The following is a 15781-nucleotide window of genomic DNA, read 5'->3' as shown; positions in this document are numbered from 1 at the left end:
CTGAAACAGGATAGATGGCTATTTAACCACTTTTGTAAAAAGCCAGTCAGAACCATGAACAGAACCAATAGCCAGCTGCTACAACTCTTTGGTTTTCTAAAAAACTATAATGAGCTAAGGAACCAGTGCCCCAAAAACACCACAGACTACCAAGATGGCTTTCAGTTAGTATCTTCTTGGCCTAAACACCCTAACATTGTCATCAACCAAGGAAATGGTGGCGCTGAAGCACTCATTAGTATCCAACGTCCTAAATTGACCTCATGCCCGCCCCCTCCTGCCATTCTGAAAGACTGGCTACCATCTGGCTGGGACTCCATTAAAAACATACCAGAACCCCTATTTAGCCGGAACATTCAGCAAGCTGACCAGACCACACTTACCGTTAAGTTTGAAGATGACCCAAAGCGAACAGATACCTTCTCCATCTGGAATGCGCAGCGCAATCAGTGGGTTCAGGCCGAACAACCCGCCGTTGACACCTACCAACTATTCGAGCGGATACATGGCATATGGTCACGCCTACAAAAAGAAGGCGATCAAATTGAGCTGATACTGGGATCTGGCATGTTGCATATCCCCGAACAAAGCATCCATCACCCCATACTGCTACAGCGTCTGGAGCTAAAATTCGATACTTCCAAACCAGAATTCACGTTCCATTCTGGGATCGACAACACAGAATTATACAAGGCACTGTTACGCGACATTCCTGATATTGACGGAAAAAGCATTGCGGCCTTATCGCAGGAGTTGGAAAACTCTTCCATCGAACCATTAGGAGAAATCTCCGCCACCGAAGGCTTCTTACAGCGGGCGGCTCAAGGTTTGTTTATAAAAGGCGAGTTCCACGCCCAGCAACCGGAAACCAATACATTTCAGCACCCTGTCATTTATCCAGCCCCATGTTTACTCCTTCGCAAACGCAACCAAGGCCTGAGCCAGATTTTGGAAAACATTCTGGAAGATCTACAAAACCCCAATGCCAAACCTTCCACAGGCCTGAAACGCATTATTGGCATTGAAGATGACGTTCAACCCTTTCCTGATACAAATCAACCTAACAATCAATCCCATGCCACACTTAATCGAACCAATGACATTTTATTTAGCAAGCCAGCCAATGCAGAACAATATGCCATTGCTGACCGGCTCAATCGAGCACACTCTGTTTTGGTGCAGGGGCCACCAGGAACAGGCAAGACACATACCATTGCCAACCTGATCGGCTACCTGCTATCACAAGGAAAAACTGTCCTTGTATGCTCCCACACCAGTAAAGCGTTACGGGTTTTACGGGATAAACTTGACCCGGCAATCCAACCACTATGCCTCAGCGTTTTGGACAGTGACGCTGAAAGCCAAACGCAACTCAGCCAATCTGCGCAGGAGATTGCTGACAAATTATCTGGGCTTGATGCCTCTGCCCTACGTCGTGATGCAGCACAGCTACGCCAACGGCGGCAAGAGTTACTCAATAAACAGCAGCACTTACAACAACAAATCCGTAACGCACGCTATAGCGAAATTGAAGAAATTGTGGTTGCTGGCAATGCCTATATCCCCATCAAGGCAGCTCAAACCGTCAAGGAATTCACCGACCGGGATGGCTGGATTCCCGGCACTATCCATGAACACCCGTTTTGCCCACTATCTGACACTGAAATAACAGCCCTCTATGCCACCAACCAACAACTGCCCCCAAAAGCAGAGGAGCAACTCTCAGTTAAACAACCGGCACATGAAACACTGGTATCAGCAGCTGACTTCCGCACCCTCACCACGAAACGCGACCTGATTGCACAACATACAGCACAGCACAACCCTGACTTATGGATCAACGCCCAATCTGTACCCTATAACCAGCTTCGGCAAATACAACAGCAAATCCAGGAGAGTGTCACGACACTCAACACTAAGGACAAATGGTTACAAGATGTACTGTTCGCAGGCTGGTCTGGCGGTGGCTATCGGGAGATATGGGAAACATTGCTGCAAACGATAGAAGACCTAGCGGATCAGGCCAACAAAGCACATCCACTCCTGATCCAACATGCCCCTGAAATCCCAGCAGAGTGCAATGTCGCTATTCTGGATGCAATTATCACGCATCTGGAACAGGGGAAAAAACTCACCGGAATATTCACCAAATTCGGTAAATCCGCTTGGTTTGATCTCATTGAACAATGCAAAACCAACCAGAATAAGCCAGCAACCATTGAAGAATTCCATTCGCTCAGGGCAAAGGCGCATCTACAACAACAGTACAGAACCCTCGCAAAATACTGGCAACACACAGTCGCACAAGCTGGCGGGGCAGAATTTACAACGTTGGGTTCACGTCCCGAACTGACAGCACCCAACTATATTGAACCCATCCGTAAGCACCTCAACTGGCGACTCGATGTCTGGGAACCCTTGCAAGGGGAAATTGAAGCAGCCGGTTTCCATTGGGAGAAATGGCTGGAATCCAACCCAATCGTGCACACACAGTATGGTGAACTGGAACGTATCAAACTGGCAACGACAGACAAACTTGCCAGCTTGTTTACCGCCAGAGCCGCCTTGTTGCAACAATCTGAGTTATCCAGACACATTGAGAGGCAGGCAACCTACCTTAGCCAGTTCCCTCAAAGCGAGATAGCCAGTGATCTCGTCAATGCACAACAGTCATGGGATGCTGATAGCTATGAAAACCTGTGGAAACAACTGGCACAACTCGAAGGCTTGAAGGAAATCTATCAACAACGCTCTTCCTTACTGGAAAAATTGCATGCCACTGCCCCGGATTGGGCAAAAGCTATCTGGCTACGGATGCCCCCTCACAATCAAGCCACACCACCGGGCAGCGCTGCGACAGCTTGGCATTGGTTGCAACTTCAACAAGCTCTCGAGAAGCGCGCCGCTGTTTCAATCCCTGATTTGCAGCAGCAACTTGATGGGGCTGAACGCGAAATTGCCCAGCTAGCCGCCAAAATTATTGAGCAAGAAACATGGGCGGCACAAGGTGAACGGACGCACTTATCTACCCGACAAGCCCTGATGGGTTTCGTCGGAATTGTAAGGAAAATTGGTAAAGGAAAAGGAAAACGTGTCCCCACCCTATTGAAGGAAGCCCGTAATTTACTTTTATCGGCACGTAAAGCCGTTCCTGTCTGGATCATGCCGCTGAACCGTGTCTATGAAAGCTTTGATCCTCGCGATACCCGTTTTGACGTCGTTATCATCGATGAGTCTAGCCAAAGTGACATGATGGCTCTCGCTGCCCTATATTTGGGAAAAGAGCACGTCGTTGTGGGAGATAAGGAGCAGGTCACTCCTGATGCAATTGGCCAACAACTTGATAGCATCCAGAAATTGATTGATACAGATTTATTGGAAATCCCCAATAAGCACCTTTATGATGGGCAGACATCTGTCTATGACCTTGCTGAAACTGCCTTTGGTGGAGTCATCTCGCTGAAAGAACATTTCCGTTGTGTACCAGAGATTATTCAGTTCAGCAATCACTTGTCTTACCATAATAAAATCCGTCCCTTGCGGGAACCATTGTCTTCGCCACTACGGCCAGCGCTTATTTCGCATCGGGTTGAGGGTGCTCGCAATGACAATGGAAAAATCAACCATATTGAGGCAGAAACCATCGCCTCGCTAATCATTGCCTGTATCCATCATCCGACCTACGCACGTAATGACAGCGGGCAGACCACCACTTTTGGTGCCATCACCTTGTTGGGTAGCGAGCAAAGTGAATACATCGACAACATATTGCGGCACCGCCTTGAATTGGATTTGTACAACAAACATAAGGTTCTGTGCGGCAACCCTGCCCAATTTCAGGGCGATGAACGTGATGTGATCTTTTTGTCCATGGTCGATAGCCCTCCAGATGATGGGGTTCTGAATATGATGGGATTCGGCAAAAACGATATGTATAAAAAACGCTACAACGTAGCCGTCAGCCGAGCGCGCAATCAGCTATGGCTGATCCATTCCCTTGACCCGGAAAACCATTTGAAATCGGATGACATCAGACGACGGCTTATCCAGCATGTCCGTGATCCACAAGCCTTGATGCGTGAAGTCGAAGTGGAGGGACAACGCACTGACTCCCCATTTGAAAAAGCAGTGTTGGCTGACTTGGTAAATGCTGGTTATCGCGTCAAAACCCAGTGGCAAGTGGGTGCATACCGTATCGACATAGTAGTTGAAGGCCAAAACTGTCGGCTGGCAATTGAGTGTGATGGAGACAAATACCATACACCTGACAATCTGCAACAGGACATTGAACGGCAAACCATATTGGAGCGTTTGGGTTGGACGTTTGTACGCATTCGCGGCAGCCTTTATTACCGTTACCCTGAAAGAGCCATGCAGGCAGTATTCACCAAACTCAACGAACTCGGCATCGAAAAACTTGGCATCAGCAATTTGGGCATGTCGGCAGGTACAATTGGCGATCAGGCAGTCATCCAAGACATTCGCCGATCAGCAGAAACAATCCGCCAAGAATGGGAACATGAGCGGGAAATAGAGCAACAACAGAAAAAAGCGGCGACATCACGCCACACCAAAAATGTAACAAAACAGAAAAATCCAATTGTCCAAGCAGAATTTGCCGATTTTTGAATGATCTGCCCAAGTAAAGTGGCATTTCATGATATATTCACCCAAGTTCCCACATTAAGGGGCACTTGGAGGCAACATGCAAACCGTAGGCATCAAGGAACTCAAAACCAACCCTGCCGTGCTCACCAAAACGGTTGAGTCCGGCGATTACCTGCTGATTTCCAAACGTGGGAAGCCATTCGCACTGGCAACATCGCTGGAAAACCCGATGTTTGATCTTGGGCTAAAAACCTGGCTTTTCACCCGCGCTTTTGCCGATGGCGGCATCTCCCTCGGCCAATTGGCGCGGGCACTGGACAAATCCGTCTCCGACACCGCCAAACTGCTGTCAATACTGGGCATCCCTGTGTTGGATTATGACCTGGAAGATGAATTGGATACGCTGGAAAAGCTGTCATGACAACTGCGGTCATTAGTGACAGCAGCAGCCTGATCATGGTTGGCAAGCTAAAGCGCTTGGACTTGTTGGCCAACCTGTTCCAGCAAATCGTCATCCCCCACCGGGTAGCCACAGAAATACAGGCCAAGGAGGATGGTGTGGCAAGCCTGATTCTGGCGCACCCATTAGTCAGCATTGCCGCCACGACCCGCCATGAACTACTGGCCCTGCTTGATGGCACGCTGGGTCACGGTGAAGCCGAAGCGATTGCGCTGGCCGACGAACACCAGATGATATTGCTGGTGGATGAAAAAAAAGCACGCAAAGCCGCCAAAAACATGGGCCTAAAGATTATCGGCTTGCTGGGTGTGCTGCTATTGAACCATCGGCGCACCCACATCACTGGACAAGATGCAATCTTGATGCTGGAACAGGTCAAGGCCATGGGGTTCCGTGTATCTGCTAGGCTGGAAAGCGATTTCATGACCCGTCTGCACAACCCAATAACCCACTGGCATTCCCCCAATACCCTCAAGTAGAATCACCCTCCCCGATTATCAATGGCAAAAAGAACCTGACCTGTGCGCCTGAGCAAAATCCGCATTGCCGGATTCAAGAGTTTCGTCGACCCCGTCACCCTGGATTTCCGCAGCAACCTGACCGGCATTCTCGGCCCGAACGGCTGTGGCAAATCCAACACCATTGACGCGGTGCGCTGGGTGATGGGTGAAACGTCCGCCAAAAACCTGCGCGGCGCATCGATGGAAGACGTCATTTTCAACGGCTCCTCCTCCCGCAAACCGATCGGGCTGGCGTCGGTTGAACTGGTGTTCGACAACGCTGACGGCGCGCTCGGCGGCGAATACGCCCAATACGCCGAAATCTCGGTCAAGCGCCAAGTCAGCCGCGATGGCGACTCCAAATATTTCCTCAACGGCTCCAAATGCCGCCGCCGCGACATCACCGACATATTCCTCGGCACTGGCCTGGGGCCGCGCAGTTACGCCATCATTGAACAAGGCATGATTTCGCGCCTGATCGAAGCCAAGCCGGAAGAGTTGCGCACCACGCTGGAAGAAGCCGCTGGCATTTCCCGCTATAAGGAACGCCGCCGCGAAACCGAAAACCGCATGGCGCACACCCGCGAAAACCTCGAACGCCTCACCGACCTGCGCGAAGAAGTCGACAAGCAACTGGAGCGCCTCGACAAACAGGCCAAGGCCGCCCAGCGTTTCCGTGAACTGCGCGCAGAAGAACGCAGGCTTGAGGCCAGCGCCCTGCTGCGGCAATGGGATCAGCTCAAGCATGACGGTGCCGCACGCCTGCTCGACCTCAGCCAACGCGCCACGGGCCACCAGGCGCAAGTCGCCCAGATACGCCAGTTGGAAGCCGCCATTGAAGCGTTACGCGCCCAATACACCAACGCCAACGAAGCCCTCAACACGGTGCAGGGCGAATACTATCAGGCCGGTTCCGACATCGCCCGCCTCGAACAAAGCATCCGCCACCAACGCGACATCCAGCGCCGCCAGCAGGAAACCCTGCGCAACCTTGAGCAAAGCCTTGAGGAAACCCTGCGCGACGCCGGGGAAGACCGCGACAAACTGGAGGAAGCCGAACAAACCCTCGCCGACCTCGAACCGCGCGAAGCGGAACTCAGCGCACAGCTCGGCATGGCGGAAGAGCGCCTGTTCGACGCCGAAGACCGGCTCAACGATTGGCAGGAGCAATGGCACGCCAGCCAACAGCGCGTCGCCGAACCCACCCGGCAGGCGCAGGTCGAAAAAGCCCGCATGGAGCAGCTCGAACGCCAGTTGCAGCAAACCGTCCAGCGCCTTGAACGCCTACGGCAGGAAAACGCCAGCCTGTCCACTAGCCGCTTCGTTGAAGACTCGCAACTGCTGGAAGCCCAGCTTGCCGAAGCAGAAGCCGCCCGCGCCCATGCTGAGGGACAACTTGCCGCCATTACGGAAACGCTCAACCGGCGGCGGCAGGAACACAGTGACGCGCAGGCGCAGCTTGACCAGGCGCGTTCCCGCCGCCAATCCCTGCAAGGCCGCCTCGCCTCGCTGGAAACCCTGCAACAATCCGGCCTCGACAAAGCCAACAAGGCGCGCAGCCAATGGCTGCAAAGCCAGGGGCTTGACGCCAACCCGCGCCTGGCCGAACAACTGCGGGTGGAAAGCGGCTGGGAAACGGCGGTGGAAACCGTGCTGGGCGACGACTTGGATGCGGTTTGCCTGGACACGCTGCGCGCATTCCCCGAGTTTCCCGGCTCCGGCGTCAGCCTGCTGGAAAACACTGGCAGCCAACAGGAACCCAGCCCGACAACGCTCGCCAGCAAAATCCGCCAGCCCGCCGCCGTGTTGCCGCTGCTGGCCACTATCCATTGCGCCGAAACCCTGGAAGACGCCCTCCGCCAGCGCCGCCGCCTGCCAGCGGGCGAATCCATCATCACCCGCGACGGCCTTTGGCTCGGCCCCAACTGGCTGCGCAGCCGTCGCCGCCATGACACCCGCAGCGGTGTGTTGCAACGCCAGCAGGAAATCGGAGACTTGCGCGGCCAGCTCGCTGCGCTGGAAACCAGCCTTGCCGGATTGCAGGAACACGCCGCCGCCCTGCACGCGTCCATCCACACCGACGAACAGCAGCGCCAACAGGTGCAGGCCGACGCCAACCGCCTGCATCGCGCGGAATCCGAACAGCGCAGCCGGATGCACGCCCTGCGCCAGCGCATTGACCAGTTGCATTCCCGCCGCCAGCAAGTGGAAGCCGAGCACGAAGAGCTCGAAGCCCAACGGATGCAACAGGAAGAAGACCACCTGATCGCCACCGAAAGCCGCAATGCCGCACTGGCAGAGCTAGAAGCCGCCCAGCACGCCCGTGACCGGCTCGCCGCCGCCCGCGAAACCTTGCAGCAAGCGGTCGCCACCGCCCGCCGCCAGCAACAGGAATGGCGGGACGAAGCGCAGGACATCCGCCTCGACATCGAAACCAACCGCCAGCAACGCGACAACAGCCAGCGCCAGCTCGGACGCATCACCAGCCGCCTCGAATTGCTGGAACAGCAACGCGACGCCCTGCTGGAGCAGATCCACACGCAGGATGACCCCGCCGCCGAGCTGCAAGCCGAACTGGAAACGGCGTTGGAGCGCCGCGCCGCAGTCGAGTTGCGCCTCACCCAAGCCCGCCAAGCCGTGCAGGCGCAGGAAGCCGACATCCGCAGCCATGAACATGAACGCCTGCAAGCTGAACGGCTGGCCGAACAGACCCGCGCCGAGCAGGAAAACCGCAAGCTGGAATGGCAAGCCGTGCAGGTGCGCGAACAGACCGTAGCCGAACAATTTGCCAAAACCGAATATGACGCGGACGCCTTGCGCGCTGAACTGCATGATGATGCCAACCTGGAAACCCTGCTACAGCAACTGGAAACCATCCAGCGCAATATCCAGCGCCTGGGCGCGATCAACCTCGCCGCCATCGACGAATTCCGCGAGCAAAGCGAACGCAAGCAATACCTTGACCAGCAACACGAGGATCTGACAGCGGCGCTGGACACGCTGGAAAACGCCATCCGCAAGATCGACCGCGAAACCCGCGCCCGTTTCAAGGACACCTTCGACCAAGTCAACAGCCGCCTGCGCGACATGTTCCCGCGCCTGTTCGGTGGCGGCGAATGCTATCTGGACATGACCGGCGACGACCTGCTGACAACGGGGGTGGCGATCATGGCGCGCCCGCCCGGCAAACGCATTTCCTCCATTTATTTATTGTCCGGCGGTGAAAAGGCCCTGACTGCCGTGGCACTGGTGTTCGCCATCTTCGAATTGAACCCAGCCCCGTTCTGCATGCTGGATGAGGTGGATGCGCCCTTGGATGAAGCCAATGTCGGGCGCTTTTGTGAACTGGTAAGGCACATGTCGGAACAGGTACAATTCATTTTCATTACCCACAATAAGACCACCATGGAGCTTGCTGATAGTTTAATCGGTGTTACCATGCGTGAAGCGGGTGTCTCACGGTTGGTGTCAGTTGACGTGGCGGAAGCCGTCCGGCTGGCCAATGGATGAAAACGACAACGAGGTAAGGATTAAAGGATTCTTTAATGGAACTGGTTAGCCTGATCATTATGGTGCTGGGGTTGGCGGCCCTGGTGGGAATTTACGTCATCAGCCGGATTTCCCGCCGCAACCTGCCACAAAAACGGGATGAAAGCGTCCCCTCGCTGCGCAATGCGGGCGGCGATGAACTGTCCAGCGTACTGGAAGACGCACCGGCGCGGGATGGCAAACGCCCTTCCCCGAATGCGCGCGACCTTTCCGATGTCATGATGTCGGGCGTGGCCGGAAAACCTGCCGGGGAGGCAGCCGCCCATCCCACCAGGGAGCCGGTGGCGTTGCCTCCCCAGCTGGTATTGTTTATCGCCGCCGATATAGACTCCGGATTTTCCGGCAAAGCCGTGTTAAACGCCCTGGATAACGCTGGCCTGCGGTTCGGCGACATGGACATCTTCCACCGCATGGTGCTGACCAACAAAGGCGAAGCCAGCCTGTTCAGCGTCGCCAATGGCGTCAAACCCTGGACGCTGGAACCGGAAGCGCTGGTCGCCCAAACAACGCCAGGGCTTTCCATGATCCTGAACCTGCCTAGCCCGATTGATGACAGTGACGCCATTCATGACTTCCTGCGCACGGCTGAACGCCTGACAGCTGACTTGAACGGGGTGTTGAAAGACCAAAACCAGCAGCCGTTAACCGCCAATACCCGCGCTGATTTGCTGGCATTGGCGGCCTAATAGGGATGGCAGTTGCACAATGGAAAAGGGCGTATCACTTACGCCCGTATGGTTATTCCTGATTCTTTTTAGCTTTCTTGGCAGCTTTTTTAGCCTTCTTGTTGGCTTTCTTTTCCGCTTTGCGGATGGCTTTCTTCGTTTCCTTTTCTAGCTTTTTGGTTTTCTTAGCGGCCTTCTTGGCGGCTTTTTTAGCCTTCTTGGCGCGTTTCTTGGTATTTTTGGCTGCATGTGGGGAAGCTGCCACCGCCACAATCACAGCCTCCAGCACTTCCTGGCTGACCAGCCCCCCTGCATCATCTTCAATCATATCGGCAACGGGTGCCTCCTGATCGGCAGTGTCTTCCACATCCTCTGCAAAAATGTCCACGACATCTGCCGACAGCATTTCCTCCACGCCATCTTCCAGCGCTGGCGGGTTCAAAATGGCCTGTGCGCTCGCCAGGATCAGCGGGGCAGTGCCCGCGCCAATGCCGGGAACCTCCGCCAACTCCCCGACTGGCATGGCCGCCAGTTGCCCAATGGTGGCGACGCCGCGCTCCGCCAGACGTTTTGCAGTGGCCGGGCCTACGTACTTTACAGCAGTAAGATCTTGTTCCATCTTGGAATCTCCTATTGTTCTTTCCCATGACATAAATTAGCGTCATAAAATCGTAACATTAGGGTCTTCCCGAAATGATGAAAAAAATGTTCATATTTTGAACATTTTTAACCATTCCGACATAAAAGCGCTTATCGCAGCCTTACTCCGGCCAGTCTGATCGTGCTTTGATTATTTGGCAGAAACTGGCATAAAGTAGCAGCCGTCAAACAAGGCCGGAATCCAAATCAGCAATACGGAGAACAACATGGCCCCCCAATACAAAAGTTTCGCCATTATCGGGCTGGGAACCTTCGGCAGCACGGTCGCCACCGACCTGATGCGTTTCGGCAACCATGTGCTGGGCATCGACCTGGATGAAAAACGGGTCAGCCGTCTGGCCGACACCCTATCGGAAGCCATTATCGCCGACGGACGTGACGAACAGACCCTGCGGGAAGCAGGGATCGGCCACTACGACGTGGTGCTGGTGGCGGTCGGCGAAAATCTGGAAGCCAATATCCTGTGCACCATGAACGCCCGGCTGCTGGGCGTCAAAACCATCTGGGTGAAAGCCATCAGCCGCACCCATCACCGCATCCTGTCAAAACTGGGCGCTGACCGGATTGTGCACCCCGAAGAGGAAGTCGGCCAGCATATCGCCCAGATGCTGCACAACCCGCTGGTGCGGGATTACGTCAGCCTCGGCAATGGCTTCCATGTCGTCAATATGATCATGCCGGAGCGCCTCAACGGAGCGGCTATCGGTTCGCTCAAGCTGGAGGAGGAATTCGAATTGCGCTGCCTGGGCTTGATGCGCGGCAATGAATACATTTCCTGCCAGGATAACCAAGCGCGCTTGCAACCAGAGGATAAGCTGCTGATCCTGGGTCGGCGCTCGGCTTTCCGAAAATTCAGCGACAGCATCTAAACGCCACGGGAACCATCATGTTTACCCTGCTCCGCTCACTTGCCACCCAGCGTGTCATTCGCCTGCCGCCACCAGCCCTGCTCGCGCTGGCCTATGCCATCCTGATTGTCCTGGGCATGCTGGCGCTGAAACTGCCCATTGCCACCCCGCATGGCATCAGCTGGGGGGACGCGCTGTTCACCTCGGTGTCCGCCGTCACCGTCACCGGGCTGGGGGTCGTCGACACCGGCAGCGGCTTCACCCTGGCCGGGCAGGCTTTCATCCTGCTGATGATCCAGTTGGGCGGGCTCGGCATCATGACCTTTGCGGTGCTGGTGCTGGCCACCCTGGGGCTGCCGGTTGGCATGTCGCACCATATTTTCCTGCGTGAAGACCTGAACCAAACCTCGGTGACGCAACTGATGCGCTTGTTGCGGGTCATCCTGCGGGTAGTGCTGGTGTGCGAATTGGGCGGCATGGCGCTGCTGGCGTTCGTGACGGTGCCGGAATTCGGCTGGGAAACCGGCTTGTGGCAGGCGCTGTTCCACAGCATTTCCGCCTTCAACAACGCAGGCTTTGCCCTGTTCCCGGACAGCATGACGCGCTGGGCGGGCAACCCGCTGGTCAATTTCACCATCCCCATGCTGGTGATTGTCGGCGGGCTGGGCTACACCGTGATCGCCGACATTTTCCAGCTACGCCAGTGGCGGCGGTTTTCGCTGCACACCAAGCTGATGCTGGTGGGTACGGCCATGCTGCTGGTCAGCTCGACCGTGTTGTTTGCATGGTTGGAATGGCATAACCCCCGCACCCTGGGCGGCATGGCGGACGCTTTCGACAAGTGGCAGGCCAGCTGGTTTCAGGCCGTCATCAGCCGGACGGCAGGCTTCAACAGCATCGATCTGGCCGGAATGCACGACAACACCGTGTTGATGTTCATTTCCCTGATGCTGATCGGCGGGGGCAGCACCTCCACCGCTGGCGGCATCAAGGTGACGACTTTCATCATCCTGCTGCTGGCGACGCTGGCGTTTTTCCGGCGGCAGCAAAGCCTGCACGCCTTTGGCCGCAGCATCGGGCTGGAACAACTGCTGAAAGTGCTGGCCCTGACGGTGCTGACCCTGCTGACCATCATGCTGGGCATGTTCCTGCTGACGCTTGCCCATGACGGCGACTTCCTCGACTTGCTGTTCGAGGCGGTGTCCGCCCTCGGCACGGTCGGCGTGTCACGCGGCGTTACCGGACAACTGGACACGACAGGGCGCACCATCATCATGGCGCTGATGTTCATCGGGCGGGTAGGCCCGTTGACGCTGGGCTTTTTCCTCGCCACCCAAACGCCACCCCGGATACGCTACCCGGCCAGCCAAGTCTACTTGGGCTGATCAGCCTTGTTAGACGCGGGAAAAATCCGCCGCACCACCACAAAGAACACCGGCACGAAGAAAATCCCCAACACCGTGGCGGCGAACATGCCGCCCATGACGCCAGTGCCCACCGCATGCTGGCTGCCGGAGCCAGCCCCGGTGCTGATCACCAGCGGCAGCACGCCGAGCATGAAGGCGAACGACGTCATCAAGATCGGGCGCAAGCGTATCCGCACCGCCTCCAGCGTGGCTTCGATCAGGCCATAGCCCTGCTCCATCAGCTCCTTGGCAAACTCAACGATCAGGATCGCATTCTTGGCCGACAGGCCGATGGTGGCCAGCAACCCAACCTGGAAATAGACGTCATTGCTCAGACCGCGCAGATACGTCGCCAGCAAGGCACCCACCACGCCCAATGGCACCACCAGCATGACAGAAAACGGGATCGACCAGCTTTCATACAGCGCCGCCAGCGCAAGGAACACCACCAGCATGGAAATGGCGTACAGCAGCGGCGCCTGCGCCCCGGACATCTGTTCCTGATAGGACATGCCCGTCCATTCGTAACCAATGCCCGGCGGCAAGGATTTGACAATGTCCTCCACCAGCCGCATCGCTGTGCCGGAGCTGACCCCCGTCACTGGCGCGCCGGTGATTTCAGTGGCGGACATGCCGTTGTAGCGTTCCAGCAAAGGTGAGCCGAACACCCACTTGCCGCTGGCGAAAGCGGAAAACGGCGTCATCTCCCCCTGCGCATTGCGCACGAACCACAAATCCAGGTTATCCGGCAACATGCGGCTGAAGGATTCACCTTGCACATAAACCTTTTTCACCCGTCCCCGGTCGATGAAATCACCCACGTAGGAGCCGCCCCAGGCGGTGGACAGCGTGTCATTGATGCTGGCAACCGACACGCCCAGCGCGCCCGCCTGCACGATGTCGATGTCAATCTGGTACTGGCTGGTGTCTTCCTGCCCATTGGCGCGCACCCCGGTCAGTTCCGGGTTCTGCGACGCCTGCTTGATGAAAGTGTCGCGGGCGGCGAGCAAAGCGTCATGCCCCAACCCGCCGCGATCCTGCAATTCCAGGTCAAAGCCCGCCGCACTGCCCAGACCGCGCACCGCAGGCGGCGCCTGCGCCACCACCCTGGCGTCACGGATGCTGCTCAGTTTTTTCATCGCCCGCGCCGCCACCGCCTGCGCCGACTTGTCCGGCGATTTGCGCTGCGACCAGTCGGTCAGGCGCACGAATGCGCGCGCCAGATTCTGGCTGCTGCCCGCAGACCCCCGCCCCGCAATGGCGAACAGGCTGCTCAACACATCCTTTTCCTCGGTCAGGAAATACTGCTCAACCTGCTGGATCACCTTGAGGGTGCGCTCTTGGGTCGCGCCCGGCGGCAACTGGATCATCACAAACAAGGAACCCTGGTCTTCATCCGGCAGGAACGAGGTCGGCAGGCGGATGAACAGGATGGCCAGCGCCGTCAGCAGCAAACCATACACCACCAAATGGCGCAGAGGTTTGCCCACCATGCGCCCGACAATCCCCCGGTAACCCCGGCTGCTGCGGTCAAAGCCCCGGTTGAACCAGCCGGAGAAGCCATGTTCGCCATGCCCGGCCTTCGGCGGCTTGAGCAGGGAGGCGCACAAGGCTGGCGTCAGGATCAGCGCCACCAGCACCGACAGGCTCATGGCCGCCACCAGCGTGATCGAAAACTGCCGGTAAATGACCCCGGTCGAACCGCCGAAAAACGCCATCGGCACAAACACCGCCGACAGCACCAGCGCAATCCCGATCAGCGCCCCGGTGATCTGTTCCATGGATTTGCGGGTGGCGTCACGTGGCGAAAGCTTTTCCTCCACCATCAGGCGCTCGACGTTTTCCACCACCACAATGGCGTCATCCACCAGCAGGCCTATCGCCAGCACCATGCCGAACATGGTCAAGGTATTGATGGAATAACCCGCCGCTTCCAGCACCGCCAGGGTTCCCAGCAGCACCACCGGCACGGTGATGGTCGGGATCAGGGTCGCCCGGAAGTTTTGCAGGAACACCAGCATCACCACGAACACCAGCACAATGGCTTCCAGCAGGGTCTCGACCACGCCCTCAATCGACAGCTTGATGAACGGCGAAGCGTCATACGGGATCACCGCCTGCAAACCTTTGGGGAAATAGGCTTCCAGGTCGTGCAGTTTGGCCTTGACCGCTTCGGATGTGCTCAGGGCATTCGCCCCGCTGGCCAGCGACACCGCCAACCCGGAGGCAGGCTTGCCCTTGTAGCGGGAAATGACATCGTAGTTTTCACTGCCCAGCTCCACCCGCGCGACATCGCTGAGGCGCACCACCCCGCCGTCCGCTGAAGTCCTCAGCACAATGGCGCGGAACTGTTCCGGCGTTTGCAGGCGCGATTGCGCGGTGACAGTCGCATTCAACTGCTGGTTGGGGACGGCGGGCGTACCTCCCAGTTGTCCGGCGGACACTTGCACATTCTGGCTTTGGATGGCGCTTTTCACATCACCCGGCGTCAGCTTGTAATTGTTCAGCTTGAACGGGTCCAGCCAGATGCGCATCGCATACGCCGCGCCAAACATTTGGGTGTCGCCCACGCCTTCCACCCGGCTGACCGAATCCTGGATATTGGTGACGATGTAATCGGCAATGTCAGTTTGGTTCATGCTGCCGTCTTCGGAAATGAAGCCGATGACCAGCAGGAAGCCGGTGGAACTTTTCGCCACCTTCACCCCTTGTTGCTGCACAGCGTCCGGCAGCAACGGCACGGCCAGTTGCAGCTTGTTCTGCACCTGCACCTGGGCGATGTCGGGGTCAGTTCCGGCGATAAAGCTGAGGGAAATGCTGGTGCCGCCCGCCGCACTGCTGGTGGCGGACATGTATTGCAGGCCATCCAGCCCGGTCATCTTCTGTTCGATGATCTGGGTGACGGAGTCCTCCACCGTTTTGGCAGAAGCGCCGGGGTAAGTGGCGCTGATCGAAATGGTCGGCGGGGCAATGTCAGGGTATTGCGCCACCGGCAAATTGGGGACAGCCAGAATCCCCGCCAGCATGATGGTGATGGCGATAACCCAGGCGAAAATGGGGCGGTCAATAAAGAAACGGGACATAA

At 56.6% G+C, this 15781-nt stretch carries 9 protein-coding genes; 7 read left to right on the top strand and 2 right to left on the bottom strand.

Annotation, left to right across the window (positions count from 1 at the left end; genetic code table 11):
• Window positions 1–54: 54 nt before the first annotated feature.
• The 5 genes from VSS37_RS12290 (at window position 55) to VSS37_RS12270 (ending at window position 9803) form a co-directional block, all read left to right on the top strand.
• Entirely contained in the window at window positions 55–4629 is a 4575-nt protein-coding gene (locus tag VSS37_RS12290; protein WP_324695633.1) for a PDDEXK-like endonuclease domain-containing protein, read from the top strand.
• A 76-nt stretch (window positions 4630–4705) separates the two neighbouring features.
• A complete protein-coding gene (locus tag VSS37_RS12285) occupies window positions 4706–5029 on the top strand; it encodes a type II toxin-antitoxin system Phd/YefM family antitoxin (RefSeq protein WP_324695632.1) in 324 nt (107 codons plus the stop codon).
• Window positions 5026–5547, top strand: a complete 522-nt coding sequence (locus tag VSS37_RS12280; RefSeq protein ID WP_324695631.1) for a PIN domain-containing protein — start codon at window positions 5026–5028, stop codon at window positions 5545–5547. Before VSS37_RS12285 ends, VSS37_RS12280 begins: the two co-directional genes overlap by 4 nt.
• Window positions 5548–5589: 42 nt before the next feature.
• The gene (gene smc / locus VSS37_RS12275; protein ID WP_324695629.1) at window positions 5590–9078 is read left to right on the top strand and encodes a chromosome segregation protein SMC; all 3489 of its coding nucleotides are present in this window, start codon (window positions 5590–5592) and stop codon (window positions 9076–9078) included.
• Between the two features lie 35 nt (window positions 9079–9113).
• Entirely contained in the window at window positions 9114–9803 is a 690-nt protein-coding gene (locus VSS37_RS12270) for a cell division protein ZipA (protein WP_324695628.1), read from the top strand.
• 52 nt (window positions 9804–9855) lie between these two features.
• On the opposite strand, the gene VSS37_RS12265 is transcribed toward VSS37_RS12270, so the two are convergent.
• Window positions 9856–10401, bottom strand: a complete 546-nt coding sequence (locus VSS37_RS12265; RefSeq protein ID WP_324695627.1) for a helix-hairpin-helix domain-containing protein — start codon at window positions 10399–10401, stop codon at window positions 9856–9858.
• Between the two features lie 247 nt (window positions 10402–10648).
• On the opposite strand from VSS37_RS12265, the gene VSS37_RS12260 reads away from it, so the two are divergent.
• Both VSS37_RS12260 and VSS37_RS12255 read left to right on the top strand, forming a co-directional pair.
• Window positions 10649–11311, top strand: coding sequence for a potassium channel family protein (locus VSS37_RS12260; protein WP_324695625.1), 663 nt, complete (start codon window positions 10649–10651; stop codon window positions 11309–11311).
• Window positions 11312–11328: 17 nt separating this feature from the next.
• Window positions 11329–12675 (top strand): TrkH family potassium uptake protein, encoded by a 1347-nt coding sequence (locus tag VSS37_RS12255; RefSeq protein WP_324695624.1) that lies wholly within the window; start codon window positions 11329–11331, stop codon window positions 12673–12675.
• Here the strand turns inward: VSS37_RS12255 and VSS37_RS12250 are convergent.
• Entirely contained in the window at window positions 12663–15779 is a 3117-nt protein-coding gene (locus tag VSS37_RS12250) for an efflux RND transporter permease subunit (protein ID WP_324695623.1), read from the bottom strand. The genes VSS37_RS12255 and VSS37_RS12250 overlap by 13 nt on opposite strands.
• Window positions 15780–15781: the final 2 nt, after the last annotated feature.

The organism is Candidatus Thiothrix phosphatis (assembly GCF_035668035.1).
Classification (GTDB): Bacteria; Pseudomonadota; Gammaproteobacteria; order Thiotrichales; family Thiotrichaceae; genus Thiothrix; species Thiothrix phosphatis.
The sequence above is the reverse complement of the archived record's forward strand: the minus strand, read 5'-3'. Positions and strand labels throughout refer to the sequence as shown.

Coding starts and splice junctions, on each gene's coding strand:
- VSS37_RS12250 (WP_324695623.1), bottom strand. CDS start 15,779: ATGTCCCGTTTCTTTATTGACCGCCCCATTTTCGCCTGGGTTATCGCC.
- VSS37_RS12290 (WP_324695633.1), top strand. CDS start 55: ATGAACAGAACCAATAGCCAGCTGCTACAACTCTTTGGTTTTCTAAAA.
- VSS37_RS12270 (WP_324695628.1), top strand. CDS start 9,114: ATGGAACTGGTTAGCCTGATCATTATGGTGCTGGGGTTGGCGGCCCTG.
- VSS37_RS12265 (WP_324695627.1), bottom strand. CDS start 10,401: ATGGAACAAGATCTTACTGCTGTAAAGTACGTAGGCCCGGCCACTGCA.
- VSS37_RS12255 (WP_324695624.1), top strand. CDS start 11,329: ATGTTTACCCTGCTCCGCTCACTTGCCACCCAGCGTGTCATTCGCCTG.
- VSS37_RS12285 (WP_324695632.1), top strand. CDS start 4,706: ATGCAAACCGTAGGCATCAAGGAACTCAAAACCAACCCTGCCGTGCTC.
- VSS37_RS12260 (WP_324695625.1), top strand. CDS start 10,649: ATGGCCCCCCAATACAAAAGTTTCGCCATTATCGGGCTGGGAACCTTC.
- VSS37_RS12280 (WP_324695631.1), top strand. CDS start 5,026: ATGACAACTGCGGTCATTAGTGACAGCAGCAGCCTGATCATGGTTGGC.